Annotated in this window: 15 protein-coding genes and 2 tRNA genes; 7 read left to right on the top strand and 10 right to left on the bottom strand. The window is 20.8% G+C overall.

Annotated features, from left to right (window positions below; translation table 11 throughout):
- Window positions 1–31 precede the first annotated feature (31 nt).
- On the bottom strand, window positions 32–667 hold the full coding sequence (gene lipB / locus GJT88_RS00365; RefSeq protein WP_168894983.1) for a lipoyl(octanoyl) transferase LipB: 636 nt from the start codon (window positions 665–667) through the stop codon (window positions 32–34).
- A 27-nt stretch (window positions 668–694) separates the two neighbouring features.
- Entirely contained in the window at window positions 695–1,909 is a 1,215-nt protein-coding gene (locus GJT88_RS00360) for a serine hydrolase (RefSeq protein ID WP_168894982.1), read from the bottom strand.
- Between the two features lie 188 nt (window positions 1,910–2,097).
- On the opposite strand from GJT88_RS00360, the gene truA reads away from it, so the two are divergent.
- The gene (truA, locus tag GJT88_RS00355) at window positions 2,098–2,928 is read left to right on the top strand and encodes a tRNA pseudouridine(38-40) synthase TruA (protein ID WP_168894981.1); all 831 of its coding nucleotides are present in this window, start codon (window positions 2,098–2,100) and stop codon (window positions 2,926–2,928) included.
- Between the two features lie 615 nt (window positions 2,929–3,543).
- On the opposite strand, the gene GJT88_RS00350 is transcribed toward truA, so the two are convergent.
- Window positions 3,544–3,631, bottom strand: a tRNA-Leu gene (locus tag GJT88_RS00350).
- 32 nt (window positions 3,632–3,663) lie between these two features.
- A tRNA-Cys gene (locus GJT88_RS00345) sits at window positions 3,664–3,735 on the bottom strand.
- Window positions 3,736–3,976: 241 nt separating this feature from the next.
- Here GJT88_RS00345 and GJT88_RS00340 point away from each other — a divergent pair.
- Window positions 3,977–5,185: an acetate kinase gene (locus GJT88_RS00340; protein WP_168894980.1), complete on the top strand. Its 1,209-nt coding sequence runs from the start codon at window positions 3,977–3,979 to the stop codon at window positions 5,183–5,185.
- Window positions 5,186–5,219: 34 nt separating this feature from the next.
- Window positions 5,220–7,358: a phosphate acetyltransferase gene (gene pta, locus GJT88_RS00335; RefSeq protein ID WP_168894979.1), complete on the top strand. Its 2,139-nt coding sequence runs from the start codon at window positions 5,220–5,222 to the stop codon at window positions 7,356–7,358.
- Between the two features lie 25 nt (window positions 7,359–7,383).
- On the opposite strand, the gene gpmA is transcribed toward pta, so the two are convergent.
- Genes gpmA through rpsT form a run of 3 tightly spaced genes read right to left on the bottom strand, consistent with a single transcriptional unit; the run spans window position 7,384 to window position 8,761 of the window.
- Window positions 7,384–8,079, bottom strand: coding sequence for a 2,3-diphosphoglycerate-dependent phosphoglycerate mutase (gene gpmA, locus GJT88_RS00330; protein WP_168894978.1), 696 nt, complete (start codon window positions 8,077–8,079; stop codon window positions 7,384–7,386).
- Window positions 8,080–8,107: 28 nt separating this feature from the next.
- Complete coding sequence (gene erpA, locus GJT88_RS00325; protein ID WP_168895321.1) at window positions 8,108–8,449, bottom strand: iron-sulfur cluster insertion protein ErpA; 342 nt, start codon at window positions 8,447–8,449, stop codon at window positions 8,108–8,110.
- Window positions 8,450–8,497: 48 nt separating this feature from the next.
- Window positions 8,498–8,761 (bottom strand): 30S ribosomal protein S20, encoded by a 264-nt coding sequence (gene rpsT / locus GJT88_RS00320; protein WP_168894977.1) that lies wholly within the window; start codon window positions 8,759–8,761, stop codon window positions 8,498–8,500.
- A 176-nt stretch (window positions 8,762–8,937) separates the two neighbouring features.
- Between rpsT and ileS the strand changes: the two genes are divergently transcribed.
- The 3 genes from ileS to dapB are packed head-to-tail and all read left to right on the top strand — an operon-like array spanning window position 8,938 to window position 13,001.
- Window positions 8,938–11,730: an isoleucine--tRNA ligase gene (gene ileS, locus GJT88_RS00315; protein WP_168894976.1), complete on the top strand. Its 2,793-nt coding sequence runs from the start codon at window positions 8,938–8,940 to the stop codon at window positions 11,728–11,730.
- 10 nt (window positions 11,731–11,740) lie between these two features.
- Window positions 11,741–12,208 (top strand): signal peptidase II, encoded by a 468-nt coding sequence (gene lspA, locus GJT88_RS00310; RefSeq protein ID WP_168894975.1) that lies wholly within the window; start codon window positions 11,741–11,743, stop codon window positions 12,206–12,208.
- A gap of 22 nt (window positions 12,209–12,230) precedes the next feature.
- Entirely contained in the window at window positions 12,231–13,001 is a 771-nt protein-coding gene (dapB, locus tag GJT88_RS00305; protein ID WP_246213260.1) for a 4-hydroxy-tetrahydrodipicolinate reductase, read from the top strand.
- Between the two features lie 78 nt (window positions 13,002–13,079).
- Here dapB and rplY read toward each other — a convergent pair whose 3' ends face one another.
- Genes rplY through GJT88_RS00290 form a run of 3 tightly spaced genes read right to left on the bottom strand, consistent with a single transcriptional unit; the run spans window position 13,080 to window position 15,341 of the window.
- The gene (gene rplY / locus GJT88_RS00300) at window positions 13,080–13,367 is read right to left on the bottom strand and encodes a 50S ribosomal protein L25 (RefSeq protein WP_168894974.1); all 288 of its coding nucleotides are present in this window, start codon (window positions 13,365–13,367) and stop codon (window positions 13,080–13,082) included.
- 29 nt (window positions 13,368–13,396) lie between these two features.
- Window positions 13,397–14,359: a 6-phosphofructokinase gene (gene pfkA / locus GJT88_RS00295; protein WP_168894973.1), complete on the bottom strand. Its 963-nt coding sequence runs from the start codon at window positions 14,357–14,359 to the stop codon at window positions 13,397–13,399.
- 43 nt (window positions 14,360–14,402) lie between these two features.
- Window positions 14,403–15,341, bottom strand: coding sequence for a cation diffusion facilitator family transporter (locus GJT88_RS00290; protein WP_168894972.1), 939 nt, complete (start codon window positions 15,339–15,341; stop codon window positions 14,403–14,405).
- A 188-nt stretch (window positions 15,342–15,529) separates the two neighbouring features.
- On the opposite strand from GJT88_RS00290, the gene glyQ reads away from it, so the two are divergent.
- The gene (glyQ, locus tag GJT88_RS00285) at window positions 15,530–16,411 is read left to right on the top strand and encodes a glycine--tRNA ligase subunit alpha (protein WP_168894971.1); all 882 of its coding nucleotides are present in this window, start codon (window positions 15,530–15,532) and stop codon (window positions 16,409–16,411) included.
- The last annotated feature ends 12 nt before the right edge of the window (window positions 16,412–16,423 follow it).

Raw genomic sequence — 16,423 nt, 5'->3', positions numbered from 1 at the left:
TATTATAAATAAAAAATTAATACTATTTGATTTAAAAATTGTATTTATTAATTAAAAAAATAAATTCACGTATTAATAATTTTTTAATTATAGATATTTTAATATTAGGGACAAAATTTTTTAATTGAGTCATTTTTAATTTTTTAAAACCACAGGGATAAATATATTTAAAAGGGGATAAATTCATATTTACATTAAAAGAAATACCATGTGACGTATATCCTTTAGATATTTTTAATCCTATAGATGCTATTTTTTTTTTATTAATATATACCCCAGGAGTATGATTATTAATATTTTTGTCTGAATGAATATTAAAATATAATAAGATATTTGTTATTGTTTTTTCCAGTAAGAAAATCAAAGATCTTATATTAAGATTTCTTTTTTTTATATTTATTAAGATATACATAATTTGTTGACCTGGAGCATGATATGTAATTTTACCTCCTCTGTCACTACTAAATAAAGGAATATTATGATGATAATTTATCATATTATTTATAGTTGATGCTCTTCCATTTGTAAATACAGGAGTATGTTCAACTAACCATATTTCATCTAATGAATTATTAAACCTATTTAATGAAAAATCACACATTTTTTTATAAGTTATATTCCATGGTTCTATTCCTAGATAACGTATAATGAAATTTTTTTTATACATAATTTATTATAAAAAATATATTTTTATTTATTGATGTATCCATTTATTTAGTTTTAACCTAATATAATCTAAAAAACAGAATACAATATTACCTTTGGGTACTTTATTCAAAGCAACTAATGGATATGTGTTTACTATATGATTATTAATTATAAAAGTCATACTACCTAATATTTTGTTTTTATGTACCGGTGCAAAAATTTTATTATTTGAAATATGATATATAATTTTTATTTTTTTTTCTTGGTTTTTTAAAATTGTTAGATATACATTTTGATTAATTCCAATATTAACAGTACCATATCTACCATATAATATTGGGAGTGCAGCAATTTTTTGATTTTTTTTTATTGGATTTATTGTTCTAAAAGTTTCAAAACCCCAATTTAATAATCTTTTACTATTTATTTTTCGATCTTCTTCTGTTTTATCACCTAAAATAACAGCAATTAATCGCATATGATTTTTTGTTGCAGAAACTATCATATTATATCCGGCTATTTCAGTATGACCAGTTTTTATCCCATCTACATTTAAAGAATTATCCCATAATAATAAATTACGATTATTTTGATGTATATGATTAAATGTAAAATTTTTTTCTTTATATATAGAATATTCTTGAGGTAGATCATGAATTAATGCCTGCCCTAAAATAGCTATATCTCTTGCTGAAGTATATTGTCCTGGTATATCTAAACCATGTACATTTTTAAAATATGTATTTTTTAATCCTATTTTTTTAGAATAAAAATTCATTAAATCTATAAATTTTTTTTGTTTCCCAGATACATATTCTGCCATAGCTACACAAGCATCATTTCCTGATTGTAATATAATTCCTTTTATTAATTTTTCTACAGAAATACGATCTCCAACTCTTAAAAACATTAATGAAGATCCGGAAAACAAGGGATTACCTGTAGCCCAGGCATTATTACTAATTGTTACAATATCACTACGTTTTATTTTTCCTGTTTTTATTGCTTTACCTATAACATAACTAGTCATAATTTTTGCTAAACTTGCAGGTTTCTGGTGTTTATCAGCATTTTTTTCTGTTAATACTGTACCTGTATTATAATCTATTAAAATATATGATTTAGAATTGATGCAAGGACGAGATATTACATCAAAAATATTTTCATTTGCACTAATTATCGTTGAATATATTATAAATGTAGTAGTTAATACTTTAACAATTTTTTTATTTATTTTATTATATTTTTTCTTTATTTTCATTATATTTATGGCTCGTTATGATTATATAGTAAAAGATTTTGTGATAAATTTTTAAAAAAATTTTTAATTATATCTATAAAAGTATTATTTTATATAATTTTTTTAGAAATGTAACTAAAATTTTAATGAAATAAAATTTTTTAAATAAAAAATAAATAAATTTATATACTAAGATTTGTAAACTTAAAATGATAAATATTAATTATAAAAAAAAATATAAATTTGCATTGGGTATAGAATATAATGGTAGTAATTATCATGGTTGGCAAAAACAAAAAAATTTTTATAAAAAAACTATACAAGAATATTTAGAAAAAGCTATTAGTAAAATAGCTAATCATAAAATAAAAGTGTTTTGTGCTGGTAGGACCGATATAGGAGTACATAGTTTAGGACAAGTAGTTCATTTTGAAACTTATAATATAAGAAATAATAAATCCTGGATTTTGGGAATAAATAGTTTATTACCAAAAGATATAGTTGTAAATTGGGTTGTTCCTGTACAAAAAGCATTTCATGCTAGATTTAGTGCTATTTCTCGTAGATATTATTATATTATATATATTAATCAGTATAGATCAGCATTATTTAATAATTTAGTTACCACATATAAATATAATTTAAATATTGAAAAAATGAAAAGGGCAACAAAATATTTATTAGGTGAAAATGATTTCACATCATTTAAATCAGGGAAGGATAAATCTTCTCATTCTTTTAGAAAAATATTTAATTTTAACATTAATAAATACGGAAATTATGTTATAATTGACGTACGTGCGAATGCTTTTTTATGTCATATGGTACGTAATATTGTAGGAAGTTTATTAGAAATAGGTATTGGAAATAAAGAAGAAAATTGGTTATTAGAATTATTACAAATAAAAGATAGAACAAAAGCTGCAGCAACAGTCCAACCCAATGGTTTATTTTTAGTTGAAGTCAAATATCCAGATTATTTTTGTATTCCTTGTATTAATTATAATTCATATTTTTTTTTAAAAAACTTATTAGTATAAGTAACTGTAGGATAAAAATTTCCTTATTTTAATAAAAATAAATATAAATATTTATAATATAAAACATGTTATACAGTAATCTAATTTAATATTTTATTACCTTTAATATTTGAAGATCATAAAAATTTCATTATAGCAAAAGTTTGTTATGAAATATATCTATGATGGATTATTATAATAATATTTATGTTTTCTATATATAATTTTTATAGAGGTTTTATAAAAAAATATTAATAATTTTGATATATTTTATATTTTATAAATATAAAATATAAAATTAGTATTTTTTATATAACAAAAATTGCTTTACATTTTATAATATTTTTGTTTATTTTATTTTTAGTTAATTTAATTAATATTTTTTTAAATAAAAAAATAGAAAAATCATTTTTAAATTATATAAATAAAATATTAAGATTGTTTTTTTGGAATATTGAAAGATTATTTTATAGTTTTATTCTCTTTATATTTATATTTATTTCATGATGTATATAAAAATTATTATTATAGTTTTTTAGATAGATAAAAATCAAAAATTTTTACTTATTATAATAAAACAATTGAAAAGAATAATAAAATTTTTAAAAAAAATAAACACTCACCCTAAAAATTTTATACCCAGAGCGGGAATTGAACCCGCACAGCAATATTAAATGCCGAGGGATTTTAAGTCCCTTGTGTCTACCTATTCCACCATCTGGGCAATATATATATAATATATTAAGTAAAATTAAAAGGCGCATCCCGGAATCGAACCGAAATAAGAGGATTTGCAATCCTCCGCATAAACCATTCTGCCAATGCGCCATTATTATCACAATAATTTTACATTATCAAACTTTTTTATCATATATAAAAAAATTATTTTTGTATATATTTTTTAAAAAAAAATTTATTATTTAATAATATATTATTATATAATTTTTTCTATATAATAATAAGAAGTGTGTTAATTATTAATTTTTTTAATATTTATCTTATTTAAAAATAATATTTATTATATTAAGAAATATTTTTATAAAATTTATTTAATTTTTTAAGGGGAGATATGTCAATAAAATTAATATTTGTTATTAATTGTGGTAGTTCTTCTTTAAAATTTTCAGTTATAAATCCACTAACAAAAGAAAGATTGTTATTTGGAATTTCTGAATATTTTAATAATAAAAATTCTTATATTAAGTGGATAATAAACCATAATGAACAAAAAATAGAATTTAATTCTATTACTAATCATCAAATTATTTTAAATTATTTAGTAAAAAAAATTTTAATGAAATATCCTAATATATATAATAAAATTATAGGGATAGGGCATCGTATAGTACATGGTGGAGAAAACTTTACAGATTCTGTAATAATTAATTCTAAAAGTATAGAAGGCATAAAACAGGCATCTATATTTGCTCCTTTACATAATCCTGTTCAATTAATAGGGATTAAAGAAATTAGTAAAATTATACCTCATTTAAAAAATAAGCAAGTAGCTGTTTTTGATACTTCTTTTCATCAGACACTTTCTGAAACAGCATATTTATATGCATTACCTATTCATTTTTATGAAAAATATAAAATACGTCGTTATGGAGCGCATGGAACAAGTCATAAATATGTATCTAAAACTGCTGCAAAAATATTAAATATTTCACTAAATGAATTTAATTGTATTTCATGCCATTTAGGAAATGGTTCGTCAATTACAGCCATTTATAATGGTAAAAGTATCGATACTTCAATGGGATTAACTCCTTTAGAAGGTTTAGTTATGGGTACAAGATGTGGTAATATTGATCCTGCTATTATTTTTTACATGAAAAATGAATTAAATATTAAAATTAATAAAATTTATAAAATATTAACCGAAAAATCAGGTGTGTTAGGATTAACACACTTAACAAGTGATTTTAGATATCTTGAAAATTATTATTCCAAAAATAAAAAAATAAAAAGAGCTATTAAAATATTTATTCATAATTTATCTAAATACATAGCATCATATACTATTTTATTAAAAGAAAAAATAAATGCGATTATTTTTACAGGTGGTATTGGAGAAAATAGTATTTTAATTAGAGAAAAAACAATAAAAAAATTAAAAATTTTTGGTATTTTTCTTGATAAAGAATTAAATAATTATATGAAATTAGGAAAATCTGGTTTTATTAATAAAAAAAATAGTAGTATTCCAATACTAGTAATTCCAACAAATGAAGAATTAATTATTGCACAAGATACATTTAGAATTATTAATATTTAATTTTATAAAATAAATTAATTAGAGGTATGTGTGTATGGTAAGAATTATTATGTCTATACCAGTAGATATTGATAATCATTTTTTTACAAGTATGAGTATAGGCTTATTACATTATTTACAAAAAAAAAAATTAAAATGTAAATTCTTTAAACCTATTTCTCAAATAGAAAATTATGATTTTAATCATACTAATCAAATTTTAAAAAAATATTCTAATATAGAATCTATTGATTCATTAAATATAAACAAGATAGAAGTATTTAATAATGATATTGAATATAATAATATTATAAATTTAATAATAAAAAAATATTATGAAAATAAAAATAATACTGATGTTATTTTTATTGAAGGATTAATACCTGTATATGTTAAAGAATTAATGTTTGATTTAAACTGTAAAATAGCTAATATATTTAATGTAGAAATAATATTTATTACATCTATATTATCAAAAAATAAAAATTTTAAAAAAATAAAATCTAAAATTGATATTATTTTTAAAAAAAAAATATATAATTATAACTCAAGAAGTGTATTTTTTTTTATAAAAGAAATTTTCCAAAAAAGATATTTTAATATTTTTTTTAAAAATTTAAATAATTTTGAATTGAATAATATTCAAAATAAAACAATTCATCAAAATAATATTTTTTCAATAACGGAAGAGAAAATTACATATATACCATGGCTAAAAAATAATATATTTGGAATTAATTTAAAAGAAATTTTTAATTATTTGAATTGTAATGTTATTAATCTTATTGAAAAAAATAGAATTAAGTATATTATTTTTTTTGATAAAAATTTCTTTTTAAAAGAAAAATTTTTTTTACAATCTTTAATAATTTTTTCAATAAAAAATAAAAAAATTTTAGAAAAAATATATAATTTTTTAAGTAAAAAAATTTTTTTTAATGCTTTACTTTTTATCGATTTTCAAAAAAAAAATAAAATATACAACAATATTATTTTTAACAAAATTATTAAAATTGCTATTAAAAAAAACATAACTATTTTATATTTAGAAGACAATATTTGTCAAATTAATTTAAAATTAGTAAATTTTTACAAATATGATTTTCCCATTCAAGATAAAAAATTAATTTTAAATATTATTAATTATATATCTCAACATATTCCAAAAAATTTTCATTATAAAAAATATTTAAATTATAAATTTTATATTTCACCTTATATTTTTAAATATAATTTGGTAGAACGAGCATCTAAAATAAGAAAAACTATTTTATTACCAGAAGGTAATGAATTACGTATTATACAAGCAGCATCCATATGCTCCTATCAAAAAATAGCTAATTGTGTACTTTTTGGAAAAAAAAAAGAAATAATGAGTATTTTTAAAATAAATAAAATAAAATTTAATACAAATATTAATATTATTGATCCTGATTTAATCAGAAATAATTATATTGATTTATTAGTTAAAATGAGAAAACATAAATGTTTAACTGAATATGATGCAAAAAAATTATTAAAAGATAATATCTTTTTAGCTACTATGATGTTAAAAACAAATCAAATTGATGGTATTGTTGCTGGTGTAAATACAACAACAGCTAATACTATTAGACCAGCATTGCAAATTATTAAAACTTCGCCTGATTATTCTATAATATCATCAATATTTATTATGTTATTACCTAAAAATGTATTAATATATGGTGATTGTGCTATTAACCCAAATCCTAATTATAAACAATTGGCTGAAATAACAATACAATCTGCTGAAACAGCCAAATTATTTGATATAGTACCTAAAATAGCAATGATTTCATATTCTACAGGAAATTCCAGTTCAGGAATAGAAGTTGAAAAAGTACATAAAGCAACTAAATTTTTACAAAATAAATTCCCGGATTTAATTATAGATGGACCCTTACAATATGATGCTGCTGTAGATGAAAAAATTGGGAAATATAAAGCACCAAATTCTTTAGTTGCAGGTAATGCAAATATTATTATATTTCCAGATCTTAATACTGGAAATACAACCTATAAAGCAGTACAGAGATCTTCTAATATAATTTCTATAGGACCTATACTTCAAGGAATAAATCAACCAATAAATGATCTTTCACGTGGTGCTTCTGTTGAAGATATAATTTATACTATTGCTGTAACTATTTTACAATCAAAAATTAAAACATAAAATGTATAATTTATTTATATATTACTTAATTTAAATAAAATTTTTTTTGAAATTTTAAATTTTGATCAAATTCGTAAACAATAGGCATGCCTGTAGGAATATTTAAATTAACTATTTCCTTGTCATCTATTTGTTCAATATATTTTATTAATGCTCTTAAAGAATTCCCATGAGCAACAATAATTATTCTCTCTCTATTTTTTATTTTATATAAAATGTCATTTTCCCATACATATATAACCCTTTTTAAGGTTGTAGATAAACTTTCAGCCAAGGGTAGTTGATAATCTTCTAATTTTGAATATTTAGTATCATATCTTGGTGATCTAAGATCTTCCATTGTTAATGAGGGAGGAGTTGTTGTAAAACTACGTCTCCATTTTTGTACTTGTTCCTCACCATATTTTTGTGCAATTTGATCTTTATTCATTCCTTGTAATGCTCCATAATGTCTTTCATTTAATCTCCATGTTTTTTTGACAGGTATCCAAAGTTGATCTAATTCTGTTAAAACTAAATATAAAGTATGTATAGCTCTTTTTAAGACAGAAGTATAAGCATAATCAAATTTAAAATTATTGTTTTTTAATTTTTTTCCAGCTTCTATAGCTTCAATTTTCCCTACTTTAGATAATCCAATATCATTCCATCCTGTAAAAAGATTTTTTTTATTCCATTTACTTTCACCATGACGTAATAGTATTAATTTTGTATTAGACATAAAATTACCTTTGCATTAATTAAATTTATTAAATATCAAAAGAAGAACCACAATTGCAAATATTTTTCATATTTGGATTTTTTATAATAAATTTAGATTCTTCAATATTTTCAATATAATCAATAATACTCTCATCTAAATATTGAATACTAATTTGGTCTATTATTAAATTTATATTTAACGATTTTATTATAACATCATTTGAATTAATTTTCTTATCTAAAATAAATTCATATTTAAACCCACTACAACCGCCACCAATAATAAATATTCTAAAATTCATATTATTATTATTTTTATATAATTTTCTTATCTGATTGGCAGCTTTTGGAGTCAAAATAATATTTTTATTAATCAACATATTTTTCATTTTCATAAACGTAAAATAGAGAATAGTAAAAAAAATTTTAAATAAAATTTAAATAATATTTATAATTTTTTTATATAATCTGGATTTATAACGAGCTGCTTTATTTTTATGAATTAAACCTTTTTGTACTTGTCTGTCTATAACAGATTGCGTAGTTTTATATATTTCTTTTGATAAATTAATATTTTTGTCAAATATTTTTTTTTTTACCTTTTTTATAAAAGTACGTAACATAGAACGATAACGAGTATTGTGTTTTCTATTTCTTTCTGTTTTTAAAATTCTTTTCTTAGATGATTTAGTATTTGCCATATAAAAACTCCTTGAAATATAATTTTTTAATATTTTATAAAGATTATATACTATATAAATTATTATTATATATAATATTTTTATGTAAATAAATTTAATTTTTAATTTTATTAAAAAATTTTTATTGATATTTTTTAAAATAAAAAAGATATTTATTAAATAATTTAAAATAAACAATGATGAATATGAAAAATCAACTTAATTTGAATTTACCTAAAACTAAATTTCCTATGAGAGCAAATCTTTCTACTAATGAGTCAATTATGATTGAAAAATGGGAGAAAGATAATTTATATAAATTAATATTAAAATCTAAAAAAAATAAAAAAACATTTATTTTACATGATGGCCCCCCATATGCTAATGGAGACATACATATTGGACATGCTTATAATAAAATTTTGAAAGATATTATTTTAAAATTTAAAAATTTAGATGGATATAAAACTATATTTATTCCTGGATGGGATTGTCATGGACTACCTATTGAACAAAAAGTAGAAGAAATTTTAAAGTTAAAAAATAAAAAACTTTCTCAAAAACAATTTAGAATTGAATGTAGAAAATATGCTCTTAAACAAATTCTTAAACAAAAAAAAGATTTTATTAGATTGGGTATAATTGCTGATTGGAAAAATTATTATTTAACAATGAATTTTAAAACAGAAGCAAATATTATACGCACCTTAGGTAAGGTAATAAAAAACAATCATATATATAAAGGTAAAAAACCTGTACATTGGTGTACAAAATGTCTTTCTTCTTTAGCAGAAGCAGAAGTAGATTATACTGATATAAGATCATTATCAGTATATGTAAAATTTCAAATTAATAATACAAAAATTATTAATCAATTTTTAAACATGGAAATAAAAAATTTTAATATATCATTTTTAATATGGACTACAACTCCTTGGACTATTCCTGCTAACAGGGCTATTACTTTACATCCTCAAATATATTATCAATTTATACAAATTGATAATGATATTATAATTTTAGCAAAAAAAATGGTGCATTTTGTTTTTTTAAAAACTAAAATTAAAAATTGGACTATTATAGGAGAAATACAAGGTAAGAATTTTTTAAATGTATATGTAATAAATCCTATTAACAAAAATATTTCTCCTATAATTTTAAGTAATTATATTTCTGAAAATACAGGAACTGGAATTGTGCATATGGCTCCTAATCATGGATTAGATGATTATAATATATGTAATGAAAATAAAATAAAATGTTTAAATAATATAATAGATAAAAGGGGATTTTTTATAAAAGGAACACATCCTAAATTAGATAAAATGGATATTTTTTCTTCAGAAAAAATTATTCAATCTATTTTAATAAAAACAAATTCATTATTTTTATCAGAATATTATGTACATAATTATCCTCATTGTTGGCGTCATAAAATACCTATAATATATCGATCCACTCCACAATGGTTTATTAGTATGAATAAAAATAATTTAAGAAAATTATCATTGAAATCTATGAAAAAAGTAAAATGGATACCTAAATGGGGTTATAATAGGATGTATATTATGTTAAATAAAAGACCTGATTGGTGTATATCTAGACAACGTATTTGGGGTATTCCAATACCTCTATTTATTCATAAAAAAACACAAAAAATACATATAAATTCTTTAAATTATATAGAAACAATAGCAAAAATGATAGAAAAAAAAGGTATACAAGAATGGTGGGATTTAGATATTGAAAAATTTTTAGGTAAAGATGCCTGTTTATATGAAAAAGTTTTAGATACATTAGATGTTTGGTTTGATTCTGGTTCTACTTATAATTCTATTATAAAACAAATTCATGAATTACAAAAATCTCATATTGATATGTATTTAGAAGGAACAGATCAATATAGAGGATGGTTTATTGCTTCACTAATTATTTCAACAGCTATAGATAAAAAACCTCCATATAAAACTGTTATCAGTCATGGTTTTACTGTAGATGAAAATGGAAAAAAAATGTCTAAGTCTTTAGGTAATACTATTAAACCACAAAATATAGTAAATTCTTTAGGAGGTGATATTTTAAGATTATGGGTAGCTTCAACAGATTTTTCTAATGAAATAAATATATCTCAAAAAATTTTACAAAGAACTACAGAAATTTATCGACGTATTCGTAATACTGCTAGATTTTTATTATCTAATTTAAATGATTTTATCCCTGAAAAAGATATGTTAAAACCAAATGAAATGTTATTATTTGATAAATGGATAATTAATAAAACTAAAATTGTACAAGATAAAATTATAAAATATTATAATCAATATAATATACAAAATGTAGTTCATGAAATTATGCAATTTTGTTCTATAGATTTAGGTTCAGTTTATTTAGATATTATTAAAGATAGACAATACACATTTAAAAAAAAAAGTATAGAAAGACTAAGCTGTCAAACGTCATTATATATGATAATTGAATCCTTGGTACGATGGATAACACCAATTTTATCTTTTACAGCAAATGAAATTTGGAATTATATCCCAGGATTAAGATCTAAATACGTTTTCACAGAAGAATGGTTTTCTAAATTATTTACATTACCACATAATTCAATTATGAATAATGAATATTGGAATGATCTTTTAATTTTTAAAGATGAAATAAATAAAATTATTGAATATGCAAGAGAAAAAAAAATTATAGGTAGTTCACTAGAAGCAAATATAACTTTATATGTAAATAATAATATTTATCAAAAATTAATTCTATTAGGTTCCGAATTACGTTTCTTCTTATTAATTTCAGATATTACTCTTATAAAATATAAAAAAAAATGTACAAATAAATTAATAGAAAAATTTAAAATTATTAAATCAAAAAATTATAAATGTGTAAGATGTTGGTACTATAATAATACCACTAATAGTGATATTTGTGATCGTTGTAAAATTAATACTATAGGAAATGGAGAAAAACGTTTATTTATATAATAAATTTTTTATGATTAAATTAAAAAATTATATTAATTTATCACTTTTGTATATTATATTTGTAATAATAACTCTTGATTTACTTAGTAAAAATTATGTTATTAATCATTTTAAATTAAATAGATGTTATTATATAACAACTTTTATCAATATTATATATCTACAAAATTATGGTATAATTTTAGGTTTTTTTTTAAAAAAAAATCTTAAAATTAATAATTTTGCTATATTAATAATAAACATTGTTATTTTTATATTATTTATTTGTTATGTAGAATATAAAGATAATTTATTATCTTATATTTTTATTATTAGTGGAATATTAAGTAATATGATTAACAGAATTCAGTATGGTTTTGTTGTTGATTTTATTAATATACATATTTACAATTTTAATTTCCCTATTGTTAATATAGCAGATATAATAATTCTTATTGGCATTATAATTTTTATAATACAAAATTTTTATGAAAAATAAAAAATAAACTATAAAAAAAAATATGAAAAAAAATAAAATTCGTTTAGCAATTTCTGGTATTTATGGCCGTATGGGGCAAGAAATATTAAAAATAATAAATCAAGAAAATAATAATATATCTTTAAATGGTATTTTAGAGAAAAAAAACTTAATAAATAATAAAAGTAAAGTTTTATATAAATCTAATTATTTACAAGTGCAATCTGATTTATTAAGTATAATTAATGATTTTGATATATTAATAGATTTTACAAATCCAGATACAACAATAAACTATCTTAATATATGTAAAAAATATAATAAAAAAATGGTTATTGGTACTACTGGTTTTACTGAAAAAGAAAAAATAATTATAAAAGAAGCATCAAAAAAAATAGCTATTGTTTTTACATCGAATTTTAGTCAAGGTATAAATATATTATTTAAAATTTTAAAAAATATAACTGAAATTTTTTGTATTAATCAACAAGAAAATTTAGATATAGATATTATAGAAAAACATCACAAAAAAAAAATAGATTCTCCTTCAGGTACCGCATTATTTATTAAAGATATCATTGATCAATCTTGTAAAAAATATAATTTTTTACAAAAAATATTTTTTCATTCTATAAGAGCTGGTGATATCCCAGGTGAGCATAAAATTATATTTTCTTTAATGGGAGAACAAATAGAATTAACTCATAAAGCTTTAAATAGAATCCCTTTTGCAAGGGGAGCTGTAAAAGCTGCTATTTGGTTAATTAAAAAAGAAACAGGTATATATAATATGGAACATGTATTAAATATATAAAATTAAGTTATCTAAAAAATAGTAAATATACTTGGTGAGAGGGTATATTATTTTTTCTAATGTAAAATATTTTGTTTTTTATATAGATAGGAAGTCTATGTGATAAACTTTTTTATTTTTATAGGGATGATACTGAATATCTAATACTTTAACTTTAAAAATATTATTTTGTTCGTCTATTAAATTTAATTTTTTATTTAAAAAATTACTGAGGTCAACATTTGACATATCTTGATTTTTAATAAAAATTGAAATTTCTTTTATTTTTTTACCGTAAATAATAGCAGGAAACTTATTATTTTTTCGTAGATGTTTACTAAATTTTTTTCCTGTTTTTATTCTTTGAAAACATTTTATACAATGCATATTTATTTCTCTTTTTTAATTGTTTTAGATTAAAATAATTTTTTGGCAGTATCTAGTAAATCTTGTCTAAATACTTTTTTCATATTTAAAATAGCATCGATAATATCATTATGTACCATTTTATCATTTTTTATACCTACACATCTACCTCCTAAACCTTTATATAATAATTCTACCGAATAAGCACCCATTCTAGATGCTAGAATACGATCATAAGCTACAGGAGATCCTCCCCTTTGGATATGTCCTAAAACTGTTGTTCTAGTTTCTCTTTTAATTTTTGTTTCAATAAATCTTGCTAATTTATTAATATCACAAATAAATTCAGTGATCAACACGATTGCATGTTTTTTACCTTTATCTATTCCAAGTTTGATTTCTCTTACTAAATCATTTTGATTATAAGTAATTTCTGGTAGTATAATAAATTCACAACCTCCAGCAATTGCTGCTGCTAAAGTTAAATCACCACAACGCCTTCCCATAATTTCTATAATTGATATTCTTTGATGAGAAGTTGATGTGTCTCTTAATCGATCTATTGCTTGGACTATGGTTTCTAATGCTGTAAAATATCCTATGCTGTAATCAGTACCTGCCACATCATTGTCAATGGTACCAGGTATTCCTATACATGGGAAGCCCATTTCGGTTAATAACTTTGCTCCTAAATAAGTACCATCTCCTCCAATAACAACCAGAGCATCAATACCCTGTTTTTGCATATTTTTAATGGCTATAGAACGGATTTTTTGATCTTTAAATTGAGGAAAACGAGCAGAACCTAAAAAAGTTCCACCTCTATTAATAATATCAGATACACTATATCTATTTAATTTTATTAAATTATTTTTATATAATCCTAAATATCCATTATATATCCCAAATACTTGAATATTATAGCCTATTGCTGTTCTGACAATACCACGAATAGCTGCATTCATCCCAGGTGCATCTCCTCCACTTGTAAGAACACCAATTTTTTGAATCATTTTTTACTCCTTTACTATAAGAATAATTAAATATTAATGTTTATTAATTTTTAAAAAAACCTTTATATTTTTCAGAAACGATAGAATATGGATCTTGATGTATAATAATTTCTGAGTAAGGAAATTTTTTATTTAAAGCATTTTCTATCTCTTCTGCTATAGAATGTGACTCTAATAAAGGTAAATTATCATCTAATACTAAATGAAATTGTATAAAACGTGTAGGTCCTGATTGTCTGGTTTTTAATTGATGTGCTCCCATAACTCTAGGCCAAGAACTTATTAGATTTATTATTATATTTTTTTCTTTATTTGGTAAAGATTTATCTAATAATGATTGTATTGCTTTATATCCAACTTTAAAAGAATTATAAAAAATAAAAATACTTATTACTGATGCTATTAAAGAATCTGCTTTTTTTATATTATAAAAATTTAAAATTAAAGCAGCTAAAATTGCACTATTAATTAAAATATCGGATTCATAATGAATCATATCTGCATGTGTAGCTTGACTATTTGTTTTATATATAACTTTTTTTTGAAATATCACCAGTATTAAAGTTAAAATAAAAGAAGTAATTATAACTATTATTCCTATAATAGGATAGTTTAATTTTTCAGGATGAGATAAATATCGTAAACTATTTAAAAATAAAAATACAGCTGACCCACATACAAATATACTTTGTGTTAAAGCAGATAATGATTCTGCTTTACCATGTCCAAAAGTATGTTCTGAATCAGCTGGTTGTAAAGAATAATAAATAATTGATAAATTAATTATTGAAGATGTTATATCTATTAATGAATCCATACAAGCAGCTAACATACTGATTGATTTTGTATACCACCAAGCTAATATTTTTAATATTAATAATGTAAAAGATAATAGAATAGCTAAACTTGTAGCCATTGTTATTAGTCTATTATATTCATTTTTTTTCTTTTTAAAAGAAATTTTTTTAAAAACATTATTCATATAAACATTTAATCCTTTTATAGATTTTGTAATTTAATATAAATGTTTTATTATTTTAAAATAACAGATTATAATAACATTATTTTTATAATAAAAAAAAATATGTTAAATTTTAGTTGTATTAATTTTTTTAAAAAAAATATATATAATAATTATATTATAATTAAAATTTAAAAAATAAATAATAAATGAAAAAATTTAATGAAAAAACATTTCAAGGAATGATATTTATTTTACAAAAATATTGGTCACAACAAGGCTGTACTATAATTCAGCCAATTGATACTGAAGTTGGAGCGGGAACATCTCATCCTATGACATGTTTATATGCTATAGGGAAAAATCCTAAAAAAATAGCATATATCCAGCTATCAAGACGACCTTCTGATGGAAGGTATGGGAATAATCCTAATAGATTACAACAATATTATCAATTTCAAGTAATAATGAAACCTCCTCCAAAAAACATTCAATCTTTATATTTAAAATCTTTAGAAAAATTAAAAATAGATTTAAGTACAAATAATATTTGTTTTATAGATGATAATTGGGAAAATCCTACTTTAGGAGCTTATGGTATTGGTTGGGAAATATGGTTAAATGGAATGGAAATAACTCAATTTACATATTTTCAACAGATGGGTGGTATGCAGTGCAATCCAATAACCGGTGAAATAACATATGGTCTTGAAAGATTAGGAATGCATATTCAAAAAGTTAAAAATATATATGATTTAATCTGGAATGAAAATAATAATATTAGTGTTACATATGGTAATATTTTTTCTCAAAATGAATTAGAACAATCTATATATAATTTTCAATATGCAAATGTCAATTTTCTTATTTATTGTTTTAAACATTATGAGTCAGAAATAAATTATTTATTAAATTTAAAAAAACCATTGATTTTTCCTGCATATGATAAAATTTTAAAAGCATCTCATTGTTTTAATTTATTAGAATCACGTAGATTTTTTTCTCATACAGAGAGACAAAGATATATTTTAAAATTACGTAATATGACTAAATCAATTATAATGAAATATTATGATTATATACAACAATAATTATTAATTAGG

Source organism: Enterobacteriaceae endosymbiont of Donacia tomentosa (assembly GCF_012571135.1).
Classification (GTDB): domain Bacteria; phylum Pseudomonadota; class Gammaproteobacteria; order Enterobacterales; family Enterobacteriaceae.
This window is presented reverse-complemented; position numbering and strand designations above follow the sequence as displayed.

Excerpts from the sequence above, each read along its gene's own strand:
- lspA (WP_168894975.1), top strand. The coding sequence starts at position 11,741 with ATGATTAAATTAAAAAATTATATTAATTTATCACTTTTGTATATTATA.
- dapB (WP_246213260.1), top strand. The coding sequence starts at position 12,231 with ATGAAAAAAAATAAAATTCGTTTAGCAATTTCTGGTATTTATGGCCGT.
- pta (WP_168894979.1), top strand. The coding sequence starts at position 5,220 with ATGGTAAGAATTATTATGTCTATACCAGTAGATATTGATAATCATTTT.
- gpmA (WP_168894978.1), bottom strand. The coding sequence starts at position 8,079 with ATGTCTAATACAAAATTAATACTATTACGTCATGGTGAAAGTAAATGG.
- GJT88_RS00360 (WP_168894982.1), bottom strand. The coding sequence starts at position 1,909 with ATGAAAATAAAGAAAAAATATAATAAAATAAATAAAAAAATTGTTAAA.
- truA (WP_168894981.1), top strand. The coding sequence starts at position 2,098 with ATGATAAATATTAATTATAAAAAAAAATATAAATTTGCATTGGGTATA.
- glyQ (WP_168894971.1), top strand. The coding sequence starts at position 15,530 with ATGAAAAAATTTAATGAAAAAACATTTCAAGGAATGATATTTATTTTA.
- rplY (WP_168894974.1), bottom strand. The coding sequence starts at position 13,367 with ATGCATTGTATAAAATGTTTTCAAAGAATAAAAACAGGAAAAAAATTT.
- pfkA (WP_168894973.1), bottom strand. The coding sequence starts at position 14,359 with ATGATTCAAAAAATTGGTGTTCTTACAAGTGGAGGAGATGCACCTGGG.
- GJT88_RS00290 (WP_168894972.1), bottom strand. The coding sequence starts at position 15,341 with ATGAATAATGTTTTTAAAAAAATTTCTTTTAAAAAGAAAAAAAATGAA.
- GJT88_RS00340 (WP_168894980.1), top strand. The coding sequence starts at position 3,977 with ATGTCAATAAAATTAATATTTGTTATTAATTGTGGTAGTTCTTCTTTA.
- lipB (WP_168894983.1), bottom strand. The coding sequence starts at position 667 with ATGTATAAAAAAAATTTCATTATACGTTATCTAGGAATAGAACCATGG.
- erpA (WP_168895321.1), bottom strand. The coding sequence starts at position 8,449 with ATGAAAAATATGTTGATTAATAAAAATATTATTTTGACTCCAAAAGCT.
- ileS (WP_168894976.1), top strand. The coding sequence starts at position 8,938 with ATGATGAATATGAAAAATCAACTTAATTTGAATTTACCTAAAACTAAA.
- rpsT (WP_168894977.1), bottom strand. The coding sequence starts at position 8,761 with ATGGCAAATACTAAATCATCTAAGAAAAGAATTTTAAAAACAGAAAGA.